This window comes from Empedobacter sp. UBA6745 (genome assembly GCF_002453775.1).
Classification (GTDB): Bacteria; Bacteroidota; Bacteroidia; order Flavobacteriales; family Weeksellaceae; genus Empedobacter; species Empedobacter falsenii_C.
This window is the reverse complement of the sequence record NZ_DKHL01000050.1, coordinates 1-15,366: the sequence shown is the minus strand read 5'-3', so window position 1 is coordinate 15,366 and position 15,366 is coordinate 1. Positions and strand designations below refer to the sequence as shown.

Below are 15,366 nucleotides of genomic sequence, written 5' to 3'. Positions count from 1 at the left end.
CTCACCTTAATCTTACACTTTTACTTTTGAATTTTCAAAAAGAGTAGAAGTGAAGAAGATCTATTATACAGTAATTCCAATTGTTCTTGCGATACAAACACAGGCGCAGAATGTAACGTTGGACAATTTAGAAGCCGCGTTTTTACAAAAAAATTATGCGCTTATTGCGAATAAATTCAATGTAGACAGAATTGATGCTGAAATTATTCAGGAGAAATTATGGCAAAATCCAACGTTGAGTATTTCTGAGGTTAATCTTTGGAAAACTTATAATGTAGAAGAACAGCCTTATTTATTCGGTAAATACGGGAAAAATCAACAAATTTCTGTCGAATTAGAGCAATTAATTGAAACCGCTGGTAAACGAAAAAAGCGTGTTGCGATTAAAGAATTAGAGAAGAATTCGGCACTTTTTGAGTATGAGGAATTGTTGCGTGAGCTGAAAAAGGAATTAAGACAAACATATTTTTCGTTGGCGCGTATTCAATCTGAAAAGAAAGAATTGCAAAATAGCGTTGATTTGTTTGAACAAATGATGACGCAATATCAGCGACAAGCAGATTTAAAAAATGTTCCAAAAGCAGATTTTTACAGACTTCAAACCGAATTAATTGGTTTACAAAAAGATCAAATTGAGCTAGAAAATCAAGAAATTGAATACATCAATAAACTTCGATTGTTAACGCAAAACTCAGATTTAAATGTAAATGAAATCGATTTTTCAAGATTCAATTCTCACTCCAAATCAATTCCATTTAATGCTAAACAATTAGCGAAAGAGCAAAATATAGCGTTAAAAAAACAAGAGAATGAAATCAATTTAGCTGAAAAACAATTGATTTTAGAAAAAGCACAACGTACACCAGATTTGGCTTTTCAAGTAAATTATGATCGAGGTGGAAATATTATGCGCGATTTTGTTGGTGTTGGAGTAAGCATTGATTTACCGATTTTTAATACGAATAAAGGAAACATCAAAGCTTCTGAAATTGTACTGAATCAACAACAAATCACCAAAAATGCCTTGAATTCTGAATTAGATATTTCGATTGATCGACTTCAAAATCAAATTAGTCAATTGGATAAAGCACTTATTCAATGGAAAAAATTGAACAATCAAGAGCAATTAACTATGATTGACAATTATAAAAAACATCTCCAAAATAAACAAATCACTTTATTAGAATTTATTGATTTTACGCAGGCTTATCGCGAATCTCAAAAAGCTTATTTGGATTTATTGGAAAATTATCAAAACACATTCGAAGAACTAAATTATATCGTTGGACAAGATTTATAAAATGATGAAAAAAACTTTTTATTTTTTAGCTGCTTTTACTTTGGTTTTAAGTAGTTGTAACAAGCAAGAAACCGAGAAAGAAGTGGTAAAAGAAAACAAATTTTGTTTGAACGAGCAATTGAAAAAGTCAACCGAAATTGTACCAGTTTTGCAGCAACCAATTCACGAACAATTAACCTTGTCAGGAAAAATTGAATATAACGAAAATGATTTAGTTGGCTTTAAAAGTTTGCTACAAGGAGTGGTAGATAAAGTGAACTTTGAATTAGGCGATTATGTGCGTCAAGGTCAAGTTTTGGCAGTTGTAAAATCGAACGAAGTACTGGATTTGGTGCAACAAAAGCGTTATCATCAAAATCAAATGGATTTGATTCGAAAACAAATCAAGTCGAAAAAAGAATTATTGAATGATGGAATGGCTTCTCAACCCGAAGTTACTGAAGCAGAACACGAATTACAATCAGCGCAAATTGAGATTGATAAAATCAATGCTACTTTGAAGATGTATCGTGCAGTTGGCAATGGTCAATTCCAGATTTTATCACCTAAAAATGGTTATATCGTTCAGAAAAACATGAGCGTTGGTCAATCTATTACTTCTGATTCAGATGAAAATCTTTTCTCTATTTCAAATCTAAAACAGGTTTGGGTAATGGTAAATATTTACGCAAATAATCTGCAATATGTAAAAAAAGGTGATGCTGTAAAAGTGAAATCTATGGCGTATCCTGATCGAATTTATGTTGGAAAAATTGATAAAATATACAATGTGTTTGATGAAAATGAACACGTGTTGAAAGCGCGTGTTGTGTTGGAAAATCAAGATTTGAACTTGATGCCAGGTTTGAGTGCAGATATTATTATCGATAAACAAAATATTGTTGGAAATGCATTTGCAATACCAAACAAAGCCAAAGTTTTTGAGAACAACAAGGAATATGTGGTGGTATATAAAAATGATTGTACAATGGAAATCCGAAAAATTACGACGATTGGTCAGAATGAGCAATACACATTTGTTAGCGAAAAGTTTGCCCCAAATGAGAAAGTTATTTCTCGAAACGCCCTAATGATATTTGAGGAATTAAATAAATAATAAATGAAAAAGTTAGTACAATCAGTCGTAACTTTTTCGTTACGAAATACAACCTTTGTTTTATTTGCTGTATTTGCATTACTCTTTGCAGGTATATTTTCTTTAAAACATACACCAATAGAAGCATTTCCAGATGTAACGAATACTAGAGCTCGTATCATAACACAATGGCCAGGAAGAAGTGCTGAGGAAATGGAAAAATTGGTGACTTTACCAGTTTCAAAAGTAATGAATAGTATTCCGCATAAATCAAATATTCGTTCTATTTCTCTTTTCGGGTTATCTGTTGTAACGGTTCAGTTTGAGGATGGTGTAGATGATTTTTATGCACAACAATATGTGTCTAATAAATTAAGTGGAGTCGATTTACCAGAAGGAGCCGATGCAGATATTGAACCACCTTCTGGTGCTACGGGAGAGATTTTTCGTTATGTGATCAAAAGTGATTTACCTATCAAGGAAGTTACAGCGATACAAGATTGGGTAATTGAGCGTGAATTGCTTTCTGTATCAGGAGTTGCAGATGTCGTAAGTTTTGGTGGTGAAGAAAAAACGTATGAAATTAAAATTAATCCAACCGAATTAAAGAATTATGATTTATCGCCTTTAGATGTTTATGAAGCGGTCTCTAAATCAAATATAAATGTTGGTGGAGATGTTATTCAACAAGGAGATCAAGCTTATGTGGTTCGTGGGGTAGGTTTGTTGGATAAGATAGAAGATATTGGGAATATCACGGTGAAACTAAATGGTTCTACACCAATTTTGATCAAAAATGTAGCAGATGTTGTTGTTTCAAATAAACCTAGATTAGGGCAAGTTGGTTATAATGAAAATGATGACATGGTTGAAGGAATTGTAGTGATGTTACGTGGTGAAAATCCATCCGAAGTCATTGGAAATCTGAAAGCGAAGATTGAAGAATTAAACACAAGAACTTTACCAGATAATGTGAAAATTGAAACAGTTGTAGATCGTACCAAATTGGTGGATAATACAGTACATACGGTTTCTAAAAATATTATTGAAGGTATTTTATTAGTTTCATTAATTGTTTTTGTTTTTTTATATAATTGGAAATCAACATTTATTGTAGCTTCGGTTATTCCGCTTTCCTTTTTATTCGCAATTATTATGTTGAAAATACAAGGATTACCAGCGAATTTAATTTCAATGGGTTCATTGGATTTTGGATTATTATTAGAAGGAACTTTGGTAATTGTGGAAACAGTTTTTGTTGCTTTAGCAACCATGCAACATAAAGTAGGAGCAGAACGTTTCGCGAAAATGAGTAAAATGGGCGTTATAAAGAAAAGCGCAGGAAGTGTAGCTTCTTATATTTTCTTTGCTTTACTTATTCTTATTGTTGCTTTATTACCGATATTTTCATTCCAAAAAGTGGAAGGTAAAATGTTCTCTCCTTTAGCATTTACATTAGGATACGCATTATTAGGATCTTTAATATTAAGTCTAACTTATGTTCCTGCAATGTGTAAGTTGCTTTTTAAGAAAAATATGGAGGAGAAAGAGAACTTTATTACTCGATTTTTTCAGAAAACTATTTTCGGATTATATGAAACCGCATTTCGTTATAAAAAAGCAACAATAGGAATCTTTTTAGGAATTTTAGCTCTTTGTTTGTTTAAGTTCTCGCATTATGGATCAGAATTTCTTCCAAAATTGAATGAAGGAGCAATTTACATTCGTGCAACTTTACCAAATAGTGTCAATTTACAAGAATCAACTCGATTAACAAAAGAGATGAAAGAGTTGATGCAGAAAGATTGTGATGAAATTGATTTTATTTTAACACAAACAGGTCGTCCAAATGATGGAACAGATCCAACAGGATTCTTTAATATTGAATTTAATATTCAATTAAAAGATAAAAAAGATTGGAAGCGCAAGGTTTCAAAAGAAGAGATTATTCAAGAGATGCGAGATAAACTGAATCATTATCCAGGAATTGTATTTGGATTTTCGCAACCAATTCAAGATAATGTCGAAGAATATGTCGCTGGTGTAAAAAGCTCATTAGTTATTAAGATTTTTGGTGATGATTTGTACGATTTAGAAAAATATGCAAATAAGGTAGCGTCATCTATCGAAAAAGTAAATGGAATAACGGATATCAATGTTTACAAAAATATTGGATTACCTGAACTTAGAATAGAGTTGAGTGATTCAAAAATGGCGAAATATGGTATTAGTACAGCGGATGTTCAGGCAGTAATTGAAATGACAATTGGTGGACAAGCAGCTACTAAGTTTTATGAAAATGATCGACAGTTTGATGTTATTCTTCGTTTTCAGGAAGCTTATAGAGATACTCCTGAGAAAATTGGAAATATCTTGATTCCGACAAGTAACGGGAACAATGTTCCTTTGCAGGAAATAGCTACAATTGGTTATCAAACAGGACCTGCTTTTATTTATCGAGAAGGAAATAGTCGATATATCGGTGTAGGATTCAGTATAGAAGGTCGTGATTTAGGAAGTACAATCGATGAAGCGAAGAAAGTAGTGGCCAAAGAAGTTAAATTACCGAAAGAAAATTACATGGAATGGGCTGGTGAATTCGAAAGTAAAGAGCGCGCAGCAAAGCAATTAGCAATGGTCGTTCCCATTTCGTTAGTTTTGATTTTATTATTATTGTACACTAATTTCGGAAATGTAAAAGACACAGCGATAGCTGCATTAACACTGCCTTTTGCTTTTATTGGAGGATTTATTTCGCTTTGGGTAACAGGAACTATTTTTGGTATATCTGCGGGAATAGGTTTTATTATTCTTTTTGGAGTAGCAACAATTGATGGAATTGTTTTAATTGGTGTTATTCGAGATAATTTAAAACATAAAATGCAATTAAAAGAAGCAATAGTTAATGGTGTTAAAAGTAGAATACGCCCTGTTGTGATGATTGCGCTTATGGGATCGATGGGATTATTACCAGCAGCACTTTCTACCGGAATGGGATCAGAAATTCAAAAGCCTTTGGCAATTATGATTGTAGGAGGATTAATCATTTGTTTAATTTTATCCTTTACAATTCTTCCAGTTGTATTTTATTATGCCTATAGAAAAGAATATCAACAGAAATTCCTGAAATAATTTGTAGTTGTTTATTTTATTAAAAAAAATAGCGAGCATTAGCTCGCTATTTTTGTATTTATATATTTCTTCTGAAAAATTATGCTTCAAAGAATTCTGCAACATAACGTTCTGCGTCTAATGCAGCAGCGCAACCAGAACCAGCAGCAGTAATTGCTTGTCTGTAAACAGAATCTTGTACATCACCAGCAGCAAAAACACCAGGTACATTTGTTTTGTACGAACGATCTTGCGTGATTAAATATCCAGTTTCGTCCATATCCAATTTACCTTGGAATAATTCTGTATTTGGTTTATGTCCAATCGCGATAAAAACTCCATCAACGATTAATTCTTTTTCTTCGTTTGTAACATTGTTGATGATTTTAGCTTTTTCAACAACATTGTTTCCATCCAAACCAATTAATTCGTGATTATATAAAACCTCTAAATTATGTGTATTTGCAACACGATCTTGCATCGCTTTAGACGCGCGCATTTCTTCTTTACGAACCAATAAATAAACCTTGTTACAAAGTTTTGATAAGTAAGTTGCTTCTTCAGCAGCCGTATCACCACCACCAACTACAGCAACATCTTTACCGCGGTAAAAGAAACCATCGCAAGTTGCACAAGCTGAAACTCCACTACCAGCGTATTTAGTTTCATCATCTAAACCTAAATATTTCGCAGTTGCACCAGTCGAAATAATGATAGAACGCGCTTGGTAAGTTCCATTGTTCGATTTTACAGTATGTACATCACCTTCTTTTTCTCCAAAAGTTACTTCCGTTACATATTCGTATTTTATTTCAGTTCCAAAACGCTCAGCTTGTTTTTGTAAATCAGCCATCAATTCTGGTCCAGTAACTGCTTCTGGATAACCTGGGAAATTCTCAACATCTGTAGTTGTTGTTAATTGTCCACCTGGCTCCATACCAGTTAAAATCAAAGGATTCATGTTCGCGCGTGCAGCATAAATTCCCGCTGTATAACCTGCAGGTCCAGATCCTATTATGATAACATCTCTTACGTTATTTTCCATTGTGTTGTTTTATTTTTTTACAAATTTAGTATTTCTTATTTATTTTTTTCGATTCTATAAATAGATGAAAATTATAGATTCATAATTTTATACACTAATTCAATTAATAATTGGCTTGATGTCACATTTCCAGTAGTTCCAACACCTTTTCCTTTCAAATCATATTCACGAATAAATGAGATAATTCTCGTAGCTTTTTTTAGCGGATAATTACTCGCAGCCGTCATCATTCCTTGTACAAAGTAGGGATTAATTCCTAATACTTTTGCCAAATTTTGTTTTGATTTATTTGGCGTAACATGTATTTGAATGATATTTGTAAACAGATTAAAAATTGTTGTGATCGAAACGACGTACGGATTATCCTTCGGATTTTTCTCGAAATATTTAATGATTTTGAATGCTTTTTCGATGTTCTTCGTTTCGATTGCATTACGAAGTTCAAAAACATTATAATCTTTACTAATCCCAATATGTTCCTCAATATGATTTGGTGTGATAGTTTTATCCGCACCAACAATTGTAAAGAGTTTTTCTAATTCATTATTCAATCGAGATAAATCAGCTCCCACATATTCTGTCAACAAAAACTTTGCTTTTGGTTCAATTTTAAATTGATTAGCTGCAACTTTTTGTTCTATCCAAGAAGGTAACTCGCTTTCATAAATCTTTTTGAATTCGTGGTAATACCCTTTTTCATTCAGAACTTTATAGATTTTCTTGCGTTTATCAAGTGAATTTCCTTTGTAATTGATGATTAAAACCGTCGAATCTTGTACTTGATTTGCATACATTTCCAACTGATCTATCGAACGGCTAAGATGTTGCGCTTCTTTTACAATCACTACAGATTTTTCTGCACCCATCGGGTATTGACGCGCCATTCCAATCAATTGTCCAACTTCTACATCTTGTCCATAAACTATTGTTTGGTTAAAACCTTTTTCTTCTTCTGTTAAAATATTTGCTTCCAACAAATCAGTTACCTGATCGATGAAAAACGGCTCGTCGCCCGCCAAGAAGTAAATCGGTTTATAGTTTTTGTTTTTTATATCTTTGATCAAAGATTCTACAGGACTCATACAATGACTGAATTAGTACAATTAAATTTTTCCGAAAAATACCAAATAAGATTGAAACAAGCCCAAGATAAATTGTATATCTTTTGTTTGATTCGAAAAAAATGGTTGGTCTATACGCCCGAAGAATGGGTTAGGCAACACGTTCTGAATTATTTAATCAACGATTTGGGTTATTCAACTTCGGCGATTGCGTTGGAAGTTGCAATTGATATTACAGGAATGCGAAAACGTGCAGATATTGTCGTTTATCAGCAAGAAAAACCATTTATTATGGTGGAATGTAAAGCGCCGAATATTGCAATTTCGCAAGCAACTTTTGATCAAATAGCGCGTTACAACATTGTGTTAGGTTCTCAATTGTTGATGGTAACAAATGGTTTGAATCATTTTTATTGTATGATGGATTTTGTTCAAAAAAGATATAATTTCTTGAAAGAGTTGCCGAAGAAAGGATAATTTGAAAATGAGCTAATGTGTTGATGTGAAAATTTGTCAATTCGAGCGATTTTAATGGATCTTGACTACGTTTCAAACGTAGCTGACCACGTCCCGAACGTAGTCGACGTGGTTCTGAAGCAAGCTGATTACGTTCCGAAGTAAGCTAGCTTTGTATTTTAGTAAGCTGATGAGGTTTTATACCTAGTTGATTACGTCCAGAACTTAGCTGACAATGTCAGGAACGTCAAATTTGGGGTTAGGTTACCTCGTTTTCTTGGTTCGTAACCAAGCCAGCTTGGTAAAAGAGACCGTCAACTTAGTAAATTTGGAAGCTGACTAGGTTCAGAACGTCGTCAGCTAAGTGTTTAAGTAAGTTTGCTGAGTAAATTAGATTATTAACGAATTGATTTGTAATTTAAATTAAATGAATTTGAAAAAAATATTTCTACTTATAGTACTTGTTTTGAATGTGAATTGTTTAAAACAGAAAGAAAGTTCTTCTAAAGAAATTTCTAAATATGATGATGCTTCTTGGCATTATGGAAATGATTTTCCAAAAGATTTAGCTCAAGAAAATGCGTCAACTCATATTGGAATGTATATGAAGTGGTGTATTGATAATGATTTAATTTCTTCAGAGTTGAAAAAAGATTCACAAGCAGGAATTGATTCTGTGAAAAATAACATAATAACTGGAGCTGAGTTTATTAATAGTTATTCTGATGGTAAGTTTTTATCTACTGATTTAAGTGATATTGGAAGAAAATTTACAAATGATTATTACGAAGATAATAGTGATTTTTCTAAGAATAATGGATCATATTTAGATGATTACATAAAGATATTCGAGAAGATAATTGACAAAAAATCTGTTTATCATGTTGAAGATTCAGAACAAAATTATTTACTTATTAAAGCAAAGATTGATAGTAAATTTAAGGAATGGAAAAAAATATACTTCTAAACAACAAAAGCCAATTTAATAATGAATGAAAAAGTAGAATCTATATTAAATAAATTATTATTGAATGCAAGTTTGTATTCAATTGAATATTCGGGTATTTTATCGTTTAAGTTTTCAATTAGTAATAAATCAATTTATTATGATAAAATTGATGAAGTAATAATAGAATTTGTATCTGGATGTAAAATATTTAATATGATTACAAATTTTAATATTGATAATAACGAATTATTTGAGTTAGTATCATTGGATATTTCGAATGTTAAACTATTTGATGATAAATTTTTAGAAATTTATATTGATGATAGATATATTATTAGAGCTTTAGAAGATAATTTTGTTTTGAATGATGTTAAATGGATTATTAAAAACAAATTAAATAATTATAGAATATTTTATGATGGTTATAAAATAGAAACTATAGATTTAATTAAATAACAAAAGCCACTCGCAGAGTGGCTTTTACATTACTAAAAAATATCTAAAGAATTAATTGTTTTATAACCAAGTTACAACGCCTGAATCTACACAGTAGTTTGCACCTATTATCTTGATTTTCCCTTCTTTTTCTAAGGTATTCAAGGTTGTACTTTGGTTACGAATATCTTCTATTGTTTGTATAACGTTTTGGTGATTTAATCTTTCTAATAAATCTGCATTTTTAGAAGAACGTTCTTCACCTTCTTGAATGATTTCGTCGATAATAGGATTGAAATGATCAACCAAATGACACAAATTATTCATTCCAGTTTTGTGAATTGCTTCAGCGTCTAATCCGCCTTTCAAAGCGCCACATTTAGAGTGTCCTAAGACAACAATCAATTTAGAGCCAGCCACATTTGTTCCAAATTCCATTGAACCTAAAATATCTTGATTAACGAAATTACCAGCAATTCGTACACTAAAAATATCTCCTAAACCTTGATCGAAAATAAGTTCTGCAGAAGTACGGCTATCAATACAGCTCAAAACAACCGCAAACGGCCATTGTCCCTCTCTTGTGTCATTCACTTGCGAAAGTAAATCTCTGTTTGCTTTTAAATTTTGAACAAATCTTGCATTTCCTTCTTTTAAAAATTCTAACGCTTTATCTGGAGTTGTTGTTGCTTGAGTTTCTGATGTATGTGCTTTCATTATATTTAATTTTATTGTGTGTGTTTTAATTTTTATATGTTTTTTACAGATTAATGAGCTCCGGCAACTAATACGTAACCAAAAAACTCTCTGAATGATGGTGGATTATCGACTGTTCCACGTTCGGAAATTAGTCGAATATTAATGTTATTATTTTTTGCTTTGACTTTAAATTCATCTAAATATTCAATAATATCATAATCTAAAATTCGTGTTTTACGAACATCTAATTCAAGATTAGAACCAGGTTTCAAACCATCTAATTCTTTTACAATTGCACCGCGATTTACAAACGTTACCTCCTCAGCAAAATTCATATGGAAAACATTTCCTTCTTTCACCAACATTACGTGCGAGTTATTGTAAGATTTGATTAAGGAAACCACTACACCAACAATAAGACCAATGATGATACCCTTTAATAAATCTGTTGCCAAAATTGCAATAACTGTTACTGCGAACGGAATTAACTGATCTTTTCCTAATTTTTTCATATCCAAGAATTGTTTCGGATTACCTAATTTGTATCCAATAACCAATAGGATAGAGGCTAAAACCGCATTTGGAATTAAATTTAAAAACATTGGAATAGAGATCACACTCACTAATAATAAAACACCGTGCGTAATTGTAGAAAGTTTTGTAAGTCCGCCACTCATTGCATTTGCAGATGAACGTACAATAACTTGCGTAACAGGTAAACCTCCAATTAAACCAGCTAAAGAGTTTCCGACACCTTGTGCAATCAATTCTCGATTTGTAGGTGTTTGACGCTTTAAAGGATCTAATTTATCAGTTGCTTCTACAGATAATAAAGTTTCTAATGATGCTACAATTGCGATGGTAAATGCAACTTGCCAAACCATAGGATTTGTTAATCCAGAGGCGAAATCGGGCATAGTAAATTGTCCTAAGAAATCTGAAACACTTTCAGGAACAGGAACTTTTACTAATAAATTGTGGTCGATAGAAAATACTTCGTGGTTGGTATCACCAATTGTAACTTGGTACAAAATACCCACTAATACAGCTACTAATGATCCTGGTAATAATTTGAAAAAGTTTGATTTTTTTCCTAAAATATTATCCCAAACAATCAAGATAAATAAAGAGATTGCTGTAATAATAATCGCTCCTGGCGTGATAAAATCTAAACTAAAATTACTAAAACTAAACGTTTCTGTATATCCTAACGCTAACGGAATTTGTTTCAAGAAAATTGAAATACCAATCGCGCACAACATTCCTTTAATCACCGAAGATGGAAAGTAATAACCAATAACTCCAGCCTTTAGAATACCTAGTAATATCTGAAAAATTCCGGCGATAACAACCGCGACTAAAAATAGTTCGTAAGCACCCAAATCTGTAATAGCAGTTAATACAATAACGACCAAACCAGCCGCTGGACCAGAAACACCAATTTGAGATTTAGAAATAAGACCAACAACAATTCCTCCTACAATTCCCGCAATAATTCCGGCAAATAAAGGCGCACCACTGGCCAACGCAACACCTAAACATAAAGGCAATGCAACGAAAAAGACAACAATACTCGCAGGTATGTCCTTTTTCCAATTTTGAAAAAGATTCATAATAGTTTTAAAATGAATTATTTAATAATTTGAAATGATAAAAATAAATTTGCTGTCCATTCAATAGATTTGAATAGAATGATGCAAAAAATCAATTAAAAAATTAAACTAATTCAGGAGGTGGAGTTGTCACACCATTGTCTAAAGACGCATATGCATTAGAATGATGAAAATCCGAATGTGTAGTTTGTTTCACATTAAAAAATGTAAACAATTTTATTTCGTGGAAATAATGTATTTTTTCTGTGATTTCGCTCGAAGAATTTTTCTGATTATTTTCTTCTTCAGTTGAAGTTTGAGAAAACAAAGCTTTTTGATCATTGTCAGAAGAATCTTTTTTGTCTTGTTGCTCCATTCTCATCTGATAATCTACATAACCCGCCAACCCTTGCATGTTCGTACTGAACACCAAAAGAAGCGTGAAAAAAATTCCAATGCTATGTTTTATCAGGTAGTCTTTCATTATGTCACAAAAATATATTTTAATTTTTAATTACAAAATAGAGAACATCATTTTTAATAAATATTTATCATTTTATTTTATGACGCTTAACAATGTTTATTGATTTTAAATATTGTCTAGATATAAAATTGATATCATAAATCATTTTTACTCAATTTTTTTAAGAATAAATTTGCAAAAAGTTAAATTTTGAGAAAGTATATAAGTGTAATGTTTTTAGTTGCTTTAGTTGCAACTACTTTCGGGCAAGGAAAAAATAATAAAGGTAAATTTTATGTTTATTGGGGTTGGAATCACGCGCAGTATACAAAATCAGATATTCAGTTCAAAGGAGATGGATACGATTTTACGTTAGATAATGTAGCAGCTCATGACCGTCAAACTTCTTTTGGAATCAAGTATTTCAATCCAAGTTCTATGACGATTCCGCAATATAACTTCCGTTTAGGTTACTTTGTTTCGGATAATTGGAATATCTCTTTCGGGATTGACCACATGAAATATGTGATGGATCAAGACCAAGTTGTAAAAATGAATGGTCACATCAACACAGGTTCAGATTACGATGGAACATATAATAATGTTGATCAAAAATTAACAGAAGATTTCTTAACGTTTGAACATACAGATGGTTTGAACTATGCTAATTTAGAGGTTCGTCGTTTTGATAATATTCAACATTTCCCAATTACAAAAAATGGAAAAGGAATCGATGTTAACGTAACAGCTGGTTTGGGAGCAGGGATTTTATATCCACGTTCTAACGTAAAATTAATGGGTAACGAACGTTATGATGAGTTTCACTTAGCAGGTTTTGCTACAGCTGCAATGGTTGGGATCAACTTTACTTTCTGGGATTATTTCTTTGTACAAGCCGAATTAAAAGGTGGATATGCTAACTTAAGTGATATTCGTACAACTGCAAACAAAGCTGATAAAGCAAAACAGGATATTGTGTTCTCTCAACAAAATTTAGTTTTTGGAGCAATTATTCCAGTTTTTACTCATAAAAATAAGTTAAACTTTTAATTAAGTAGTTTAATATAAAATATATAGCCTAATTTTAAGAATCGATTAGACGATTTGAAAAAAATTATTAGCGGAGACATCATTTAAGTACAATTTGTACTGGATGATGTCTTTTTTTATCTATAAATTTAACCTTTCTCGATAAAGAATTGTTACTTTTACAATTATTTAGATTTGAAATTAACATGAATAGATTTTCTGTATTAGTCGCAAGTATTTTGATATCGACAACAGCAATGGGACAAAAAGTAATGACGCCAGAACTTCTTTGGCAAGTAAAAAAAGTAGCTCCAGTTGGAGTAACGAAAGATCAAAAAAATCTGATTTACAAAGTAACTTCTACTAACGTAAAAACACAAGAAGATACATCGAAAACGTATATGATTTCGTTGGCAGGAGGAAAAGCTTCGGAAATCGAAGATTATAAAACGCTTTTGGCTGATGAATCGTTGAATAAATCTCAACAATATAAAGCAGAAACTGATAAAGTTAAATTACAAAAGGTTTTTGGTTCTGATTATTATCCAGAAATGGAGAAATCAAATGTGCAGATTTATAATGAATTAAATTACAGACATTGGGATACTTGGAATGATGGAAATTACGATCATTTATTTGTGTCAGAAAATAAAGAAGGTTCGACTAAAATTGATGTTTTAAAAGACGAACCATATTCTGTTTCAGAATTTGTTTGGACACCAGACGGAACAAAAGTTTTGTATGTTTCTAAGAAAAAATTCGGAACAGATTACGCATTAAGCACAAATACAGATATTTATCAATACGATTTAGCAACGAAAACGACAAAAAATATCACGGAAGGAAAAATGGGTTATGACAATACACCAAGTTTTTCTTCTCAAGGAGATTTTGCGTTTTTGAGCATGGAACGAGATGGTTACGAAGCAGATAAAAATGACTTAATCGTTCGTCGTGGTGATATCGAAATGAATATTACAAAACATTGGGACGGAACCGTACAAGGTTATAAATGGAGCAATGATGGTAACAAAATTTATTTCAATGCGCCAGTAGGAGGAACAATTCAATTATTTGAGGTTGATGTAAACTTCAAAATGAGAAAAATGCCTTTCATCAAACAAATTACAAAAGGTGATTTTGATATTGCAGACATCAAAGAAATTGTTGGTAATAAAGCAATTGTTACAAAAACAGATATCAATCACGCTGCAGAAATTTATGTGGTTGATTTAAAATCTGGAGCATTAACGCAATTAACAAACGAAAACAAAGAGATCTTCGATAATATTGCGTTGAGTGATGTAAAAGCACGTAAAATTAAAACAACAGACGGAAAAGAAATGTTTGCATGGGTAATTTATCCGCCAAATTTCGATCCGAATAAAAAATACCCAACTTTATTGTATTGTCAAGGTGGACCACAATCTGCTTTAACTCAATTCTATTCTCCTCGTTGGAATTTCCAATTAATGGCAGCACAAGGGTATATTGTAATTGCGCCAAACCGTCGTGGAATGCCAGGTCATGGAGTAGAGTGGAATGAGCAAATTTCTAAAGATTGGGGAGGACAAGTAATGCAAGATTATTTGGCTGCGATTGATGATATTTCGCNNCGAAGGAATCTTATGTAGATAAAGATCGTCGTGGTGCTGTTGGTGCGTCTTACGGAGGATATTCTGTTTATTATTTAGCAGGTATTCACGAAGGTCGTTTCAAATCTTTTATTGCACATAATGGTGTTTTCGATTTGAAATCGATGTACGGAACTACAGAAGAAATTTTCTTTACAAACTGGGATGCTGGTGGCGCTTGGTGGGAAACAAATAACAAAGCTGCGCAAAAAACGTACTCTAAATTTGATCCAAGTAGTACAGAATTAGTAAATAAATGGAATACGCCAATGTTAATTTATGTTGGAGGTCATGATTATCGTGTGCCAATGGGACAAGGGCAAGAGGCTTATCAAATTTTACAATTGAAAGGAATCAAATCTCGTTTTATTTATTTCCCTGAAGAAAATCACTGGGTGTTAAAACCTCAGAATTCTGTGATTTGGCATACCGAATTTTTCAAATGGTTAAAAGAAACCTTGTAATTCAATTGATTTATAAATCATAACTATAATTTAAAAGTGCAATTTCTATAGAA

General features: G+C 32.0%; 12 protein-coding genes and 1 pseudogene. 8 read left to right on the top strand and 5 right to left on the bottom strand.

The window, feature by feature from the left end:
- Positions 1-49: 49 nt before the first annotated feature.
- Genes B4H69_RS14270 through B4H69_RS14260 form a run of 3 tightly spaced genes read left to right on the top strand, consistent with a single transcriptional unit; the run spans position 50 to position 5,507 of the window.
- The gene (locus B4H69_RS14270; RefSeq protein ID WP_280045735.1) at positions 50-1,300 is read left to right on the top strand and encodes a TolC family protein; all 1,251 of its coding nucleotides are present in this window, start codon (positions 50-52) and stop codon (positions 1,298-1,300) included.
- A 4-nt stretch (positions 1,301-1,304) separates the two neighbouring features.
- Positions 1,305-2,396, top strand: a complete 1,092-nt coding sequence (locus tag B4H69_RS14265; RefSeq protein WP_280045736.1) for an efflux RND transporter periplasmic adaptor subunit — start codon at positions 1,305-1,307, stop codon at positions 2,394-2,396.
- 3 nt (positions 2,397-2,399) lie between these two features.
- Positions 2,400-5,507: an efflux RND transporter permease subunit gene (locus B4H69_RS14260; RefSeq protein WP_280045737.1), complete on the top strand. Its 3,108-nt coding sequence runs from the start codon at positions 2,400-2,402 to the stop codon at positions 5,505-5,507.
- A gap of 79 nt (positions 5,508-5,586) precedes the next feature.
- Here B4H69_RS14260 and trxB read toward each other — a convergent pair whose 3' ends face one another.
- Both trxB and holA read right to left on the bottom strand, forming a co-directional pair.
- Positions 5,587-6,531 (bottom strand): thioredoxin-disulfide reductase, encoded by a 945-nt coding sequence (gene trxB, locus B4H69_RS14255; RefSeq protein ID WP_291094585.1) that lies wholly within the window; start codon positions 6,529-6,531, stop codon positions 5,587-5,589.
- A gap of 71 nt (positions 6,532-6,602) precedes the next feature.
- Positions 6,603-7,613, bottom strand: a complete 1,011-nt coding sequence (gene holA, locus B4H69_RS14250) for a DNA polymerase III subunit delta (protein WP_291053609.1) — start codon at positions 7,611-7,613, stop codon at positions 6,603-6,605.
- 3 nt (positions 7,614-7,616) lie between these two features.
- On the opposite strand from holA, the gene B4H69_RS14245 reads away from it, so the two are divergent.
- From B4H69_RS14245 to B4H69_RS14235, 3 genes are all read left to right on the top strand, one after another.
- Positions 7,617-8,069: a type I restriction enzyme HsdR N-terminal domain-containing protein gene (locus tag B4H69_RS14245; protein ID WP_221854544.1), complete on the top strand. Its 453-nt coding sequence runs from the start codon at positions 7,617-7,619 to the stop codon at positions 8,067-8,069.
- 451 nt (positions 8,070-8,520) lie between these two features.
- Positions 8,521-9,015: a hypothetical protein gene (locus tag B4H69_RS14240; RefSeq protein ID WP_244958028.1), complete on the top strand. Its 495-nt coding sequence runs from the start codon at positions 8,521-8,523 to the stop codon at positions 9,013-9,015.
- 21 nt (positions 9,016-9,036) lie between these two features.
- The gene (locus B4H69_RS14235) at positions 9,037-9,453 is read left to right on the top strand and encodes a hypothetical protein (RefSeq protein ID WP_180906315.1); all 417 of its coding nucleotides are present in this window, start codon (positions 9,037-9,039) and stop codon (positions 9,451-9,453) included.
- Between the two features lie 60 nt (positions 9,454-9,513).
- Here B4H69_RS14235 and B4H69_RS14230 read toward each other — a convergent pair whose 3' ends face one another.
- The 3 genes from B4H69_RS14230 to B4H69_RS14220 form a co-directional block, all read right to left on the bottom strand.
- Positions 9,514-10,149 carry a carbonic anhydrase gene (locus B4H69_RS14230; protein ID WP_125350207.1) on the bottom strand — a complete coding sequence of 212 codons (636 nt, stop codon included), beginning with the start codon at positions 10,147-10,149 and terminating at the stop codon, positions 9,514-9,516.
- Between the two features lie 50 nt (positions 10,150-10,199).
- On the bottom strand, positions 10,200-11,744 hold the full coding sequence (locus tag B4H69_RS14225; protein ID WP_038333625.1) for a SulP family inorganic anion transporter: 1,545 nt from the start codon (positions 11,742-11,744) through the stop codon (positions 10,200-10,202).
- 103 nt (positions 11,745-11,847) lie between these two features.
- The gene (locus tag B4H69_RS14220; protein WP_180906316.1) at positions 11,848-12,207 is read right to left on the bottom strand and encodes a hypothetical protein; all 360 of its coding nucleotides are present in this window, start codon (positions 12,205-12,207) and stop codon (positions 11,848-11,850) included.
- A 189-nt stretch (positions 12,208-12,396) separates the two neighbouring features.
- Between B4H69_RS14220 and B4H69_RS14215 the strand changes: the two genes are divergently transcribed.
- Together B4H69_RS14215 and B4H69_RS14210 are read left to right on the top strand one after the other, a co-directional pair.
- Positions 12,397-13,236: a hypothetical protein gene (locus B4H69_RS14215; RefSeq protein WP_236688191.1), complete on the top strand. Its 840-nt coding sequence runs from the start codon at positions 12,397-12,399 to the stop codon at positions 13,234-13,236.
- A gap of 185 nt (positions 13,237-13,421) precedes the next feature.
- Positions 13,422-15,313 (top strand): annotated as a pseudogene (locus tag B4H69_RS14210) (S9 family peptidase).
- Positions 15,314-15,366 lie beyond the last annotated feature (53 nt).

What these genes read in the sequence shown, in the direction of transcription:
- B4H69_RS14265 (WP_280045736.1), top strand. Translation starts at nt 1,305, where the DNA reads ATGAAAAAAACTTTTTATTTTTTAGCTGCTTTTACTTTGGTTTTAAGT.
- B4H69_RS14260 (WP_280045737.1), top strand. Translation starts at nt 2,400, where the DNA reads ATGAAAAAGTTAGTACAATCAGTCGTAACTTTTTCGTTACGAAATACA.
- trxB (WP_291094585.1), bottom strand. Translation starts at nt 6,531, where the DNA reads ATGGAAAATAACGTAAGAGATGTTATCATAATAGGATCTGGACCTGCA.
- holA (WP_291053609.1), bottom strand. Translation starts at nt 7,613, where the DNA reads ATGAGTCCTGTAGAATCTTTGATCAAAGATATAAAAAACAAAAACTAT.
- B4H69_RS14245 (WP_221854544.1), top strand. Translation starts at nt 7,617, where the DNA reads ATGACTGAATTAGTACAATTAAATTTTTCCGAAAAATACCAAATAAGA.
- B4H69_RS14235 (WP_180906315.1), top strand. Translation starts at nt 9,037, where the DNA reads ATGAATGAAAAAGTAGAATCTATATTAAATAAATTATTATTGAATGCA.
- B4H69_RS14230 (WP_125350207.1), bottom strand. Translation starts at nt 10,149, where the DNA reads ATGAAAGCACATACATCAGAAACTCAAGCAACAACAACTCCAGATAAA.
- B4H69_RS14225 (WP_038333625.1), bottom strand. Translation starts at nt 11,744, where the DNA reads ATGAATCTTTTTCAAAATTGGAAAAAGGACATACCTGCGAGTATTGTT.
- B4H69_RS14220 (WP_180906316.1), bottom strand. Translation starts at nt 12,207, where the DNA reads ATGAAAGACTACCTGATAAAACATAGCATTGGAATTTTTTTCACGCTT.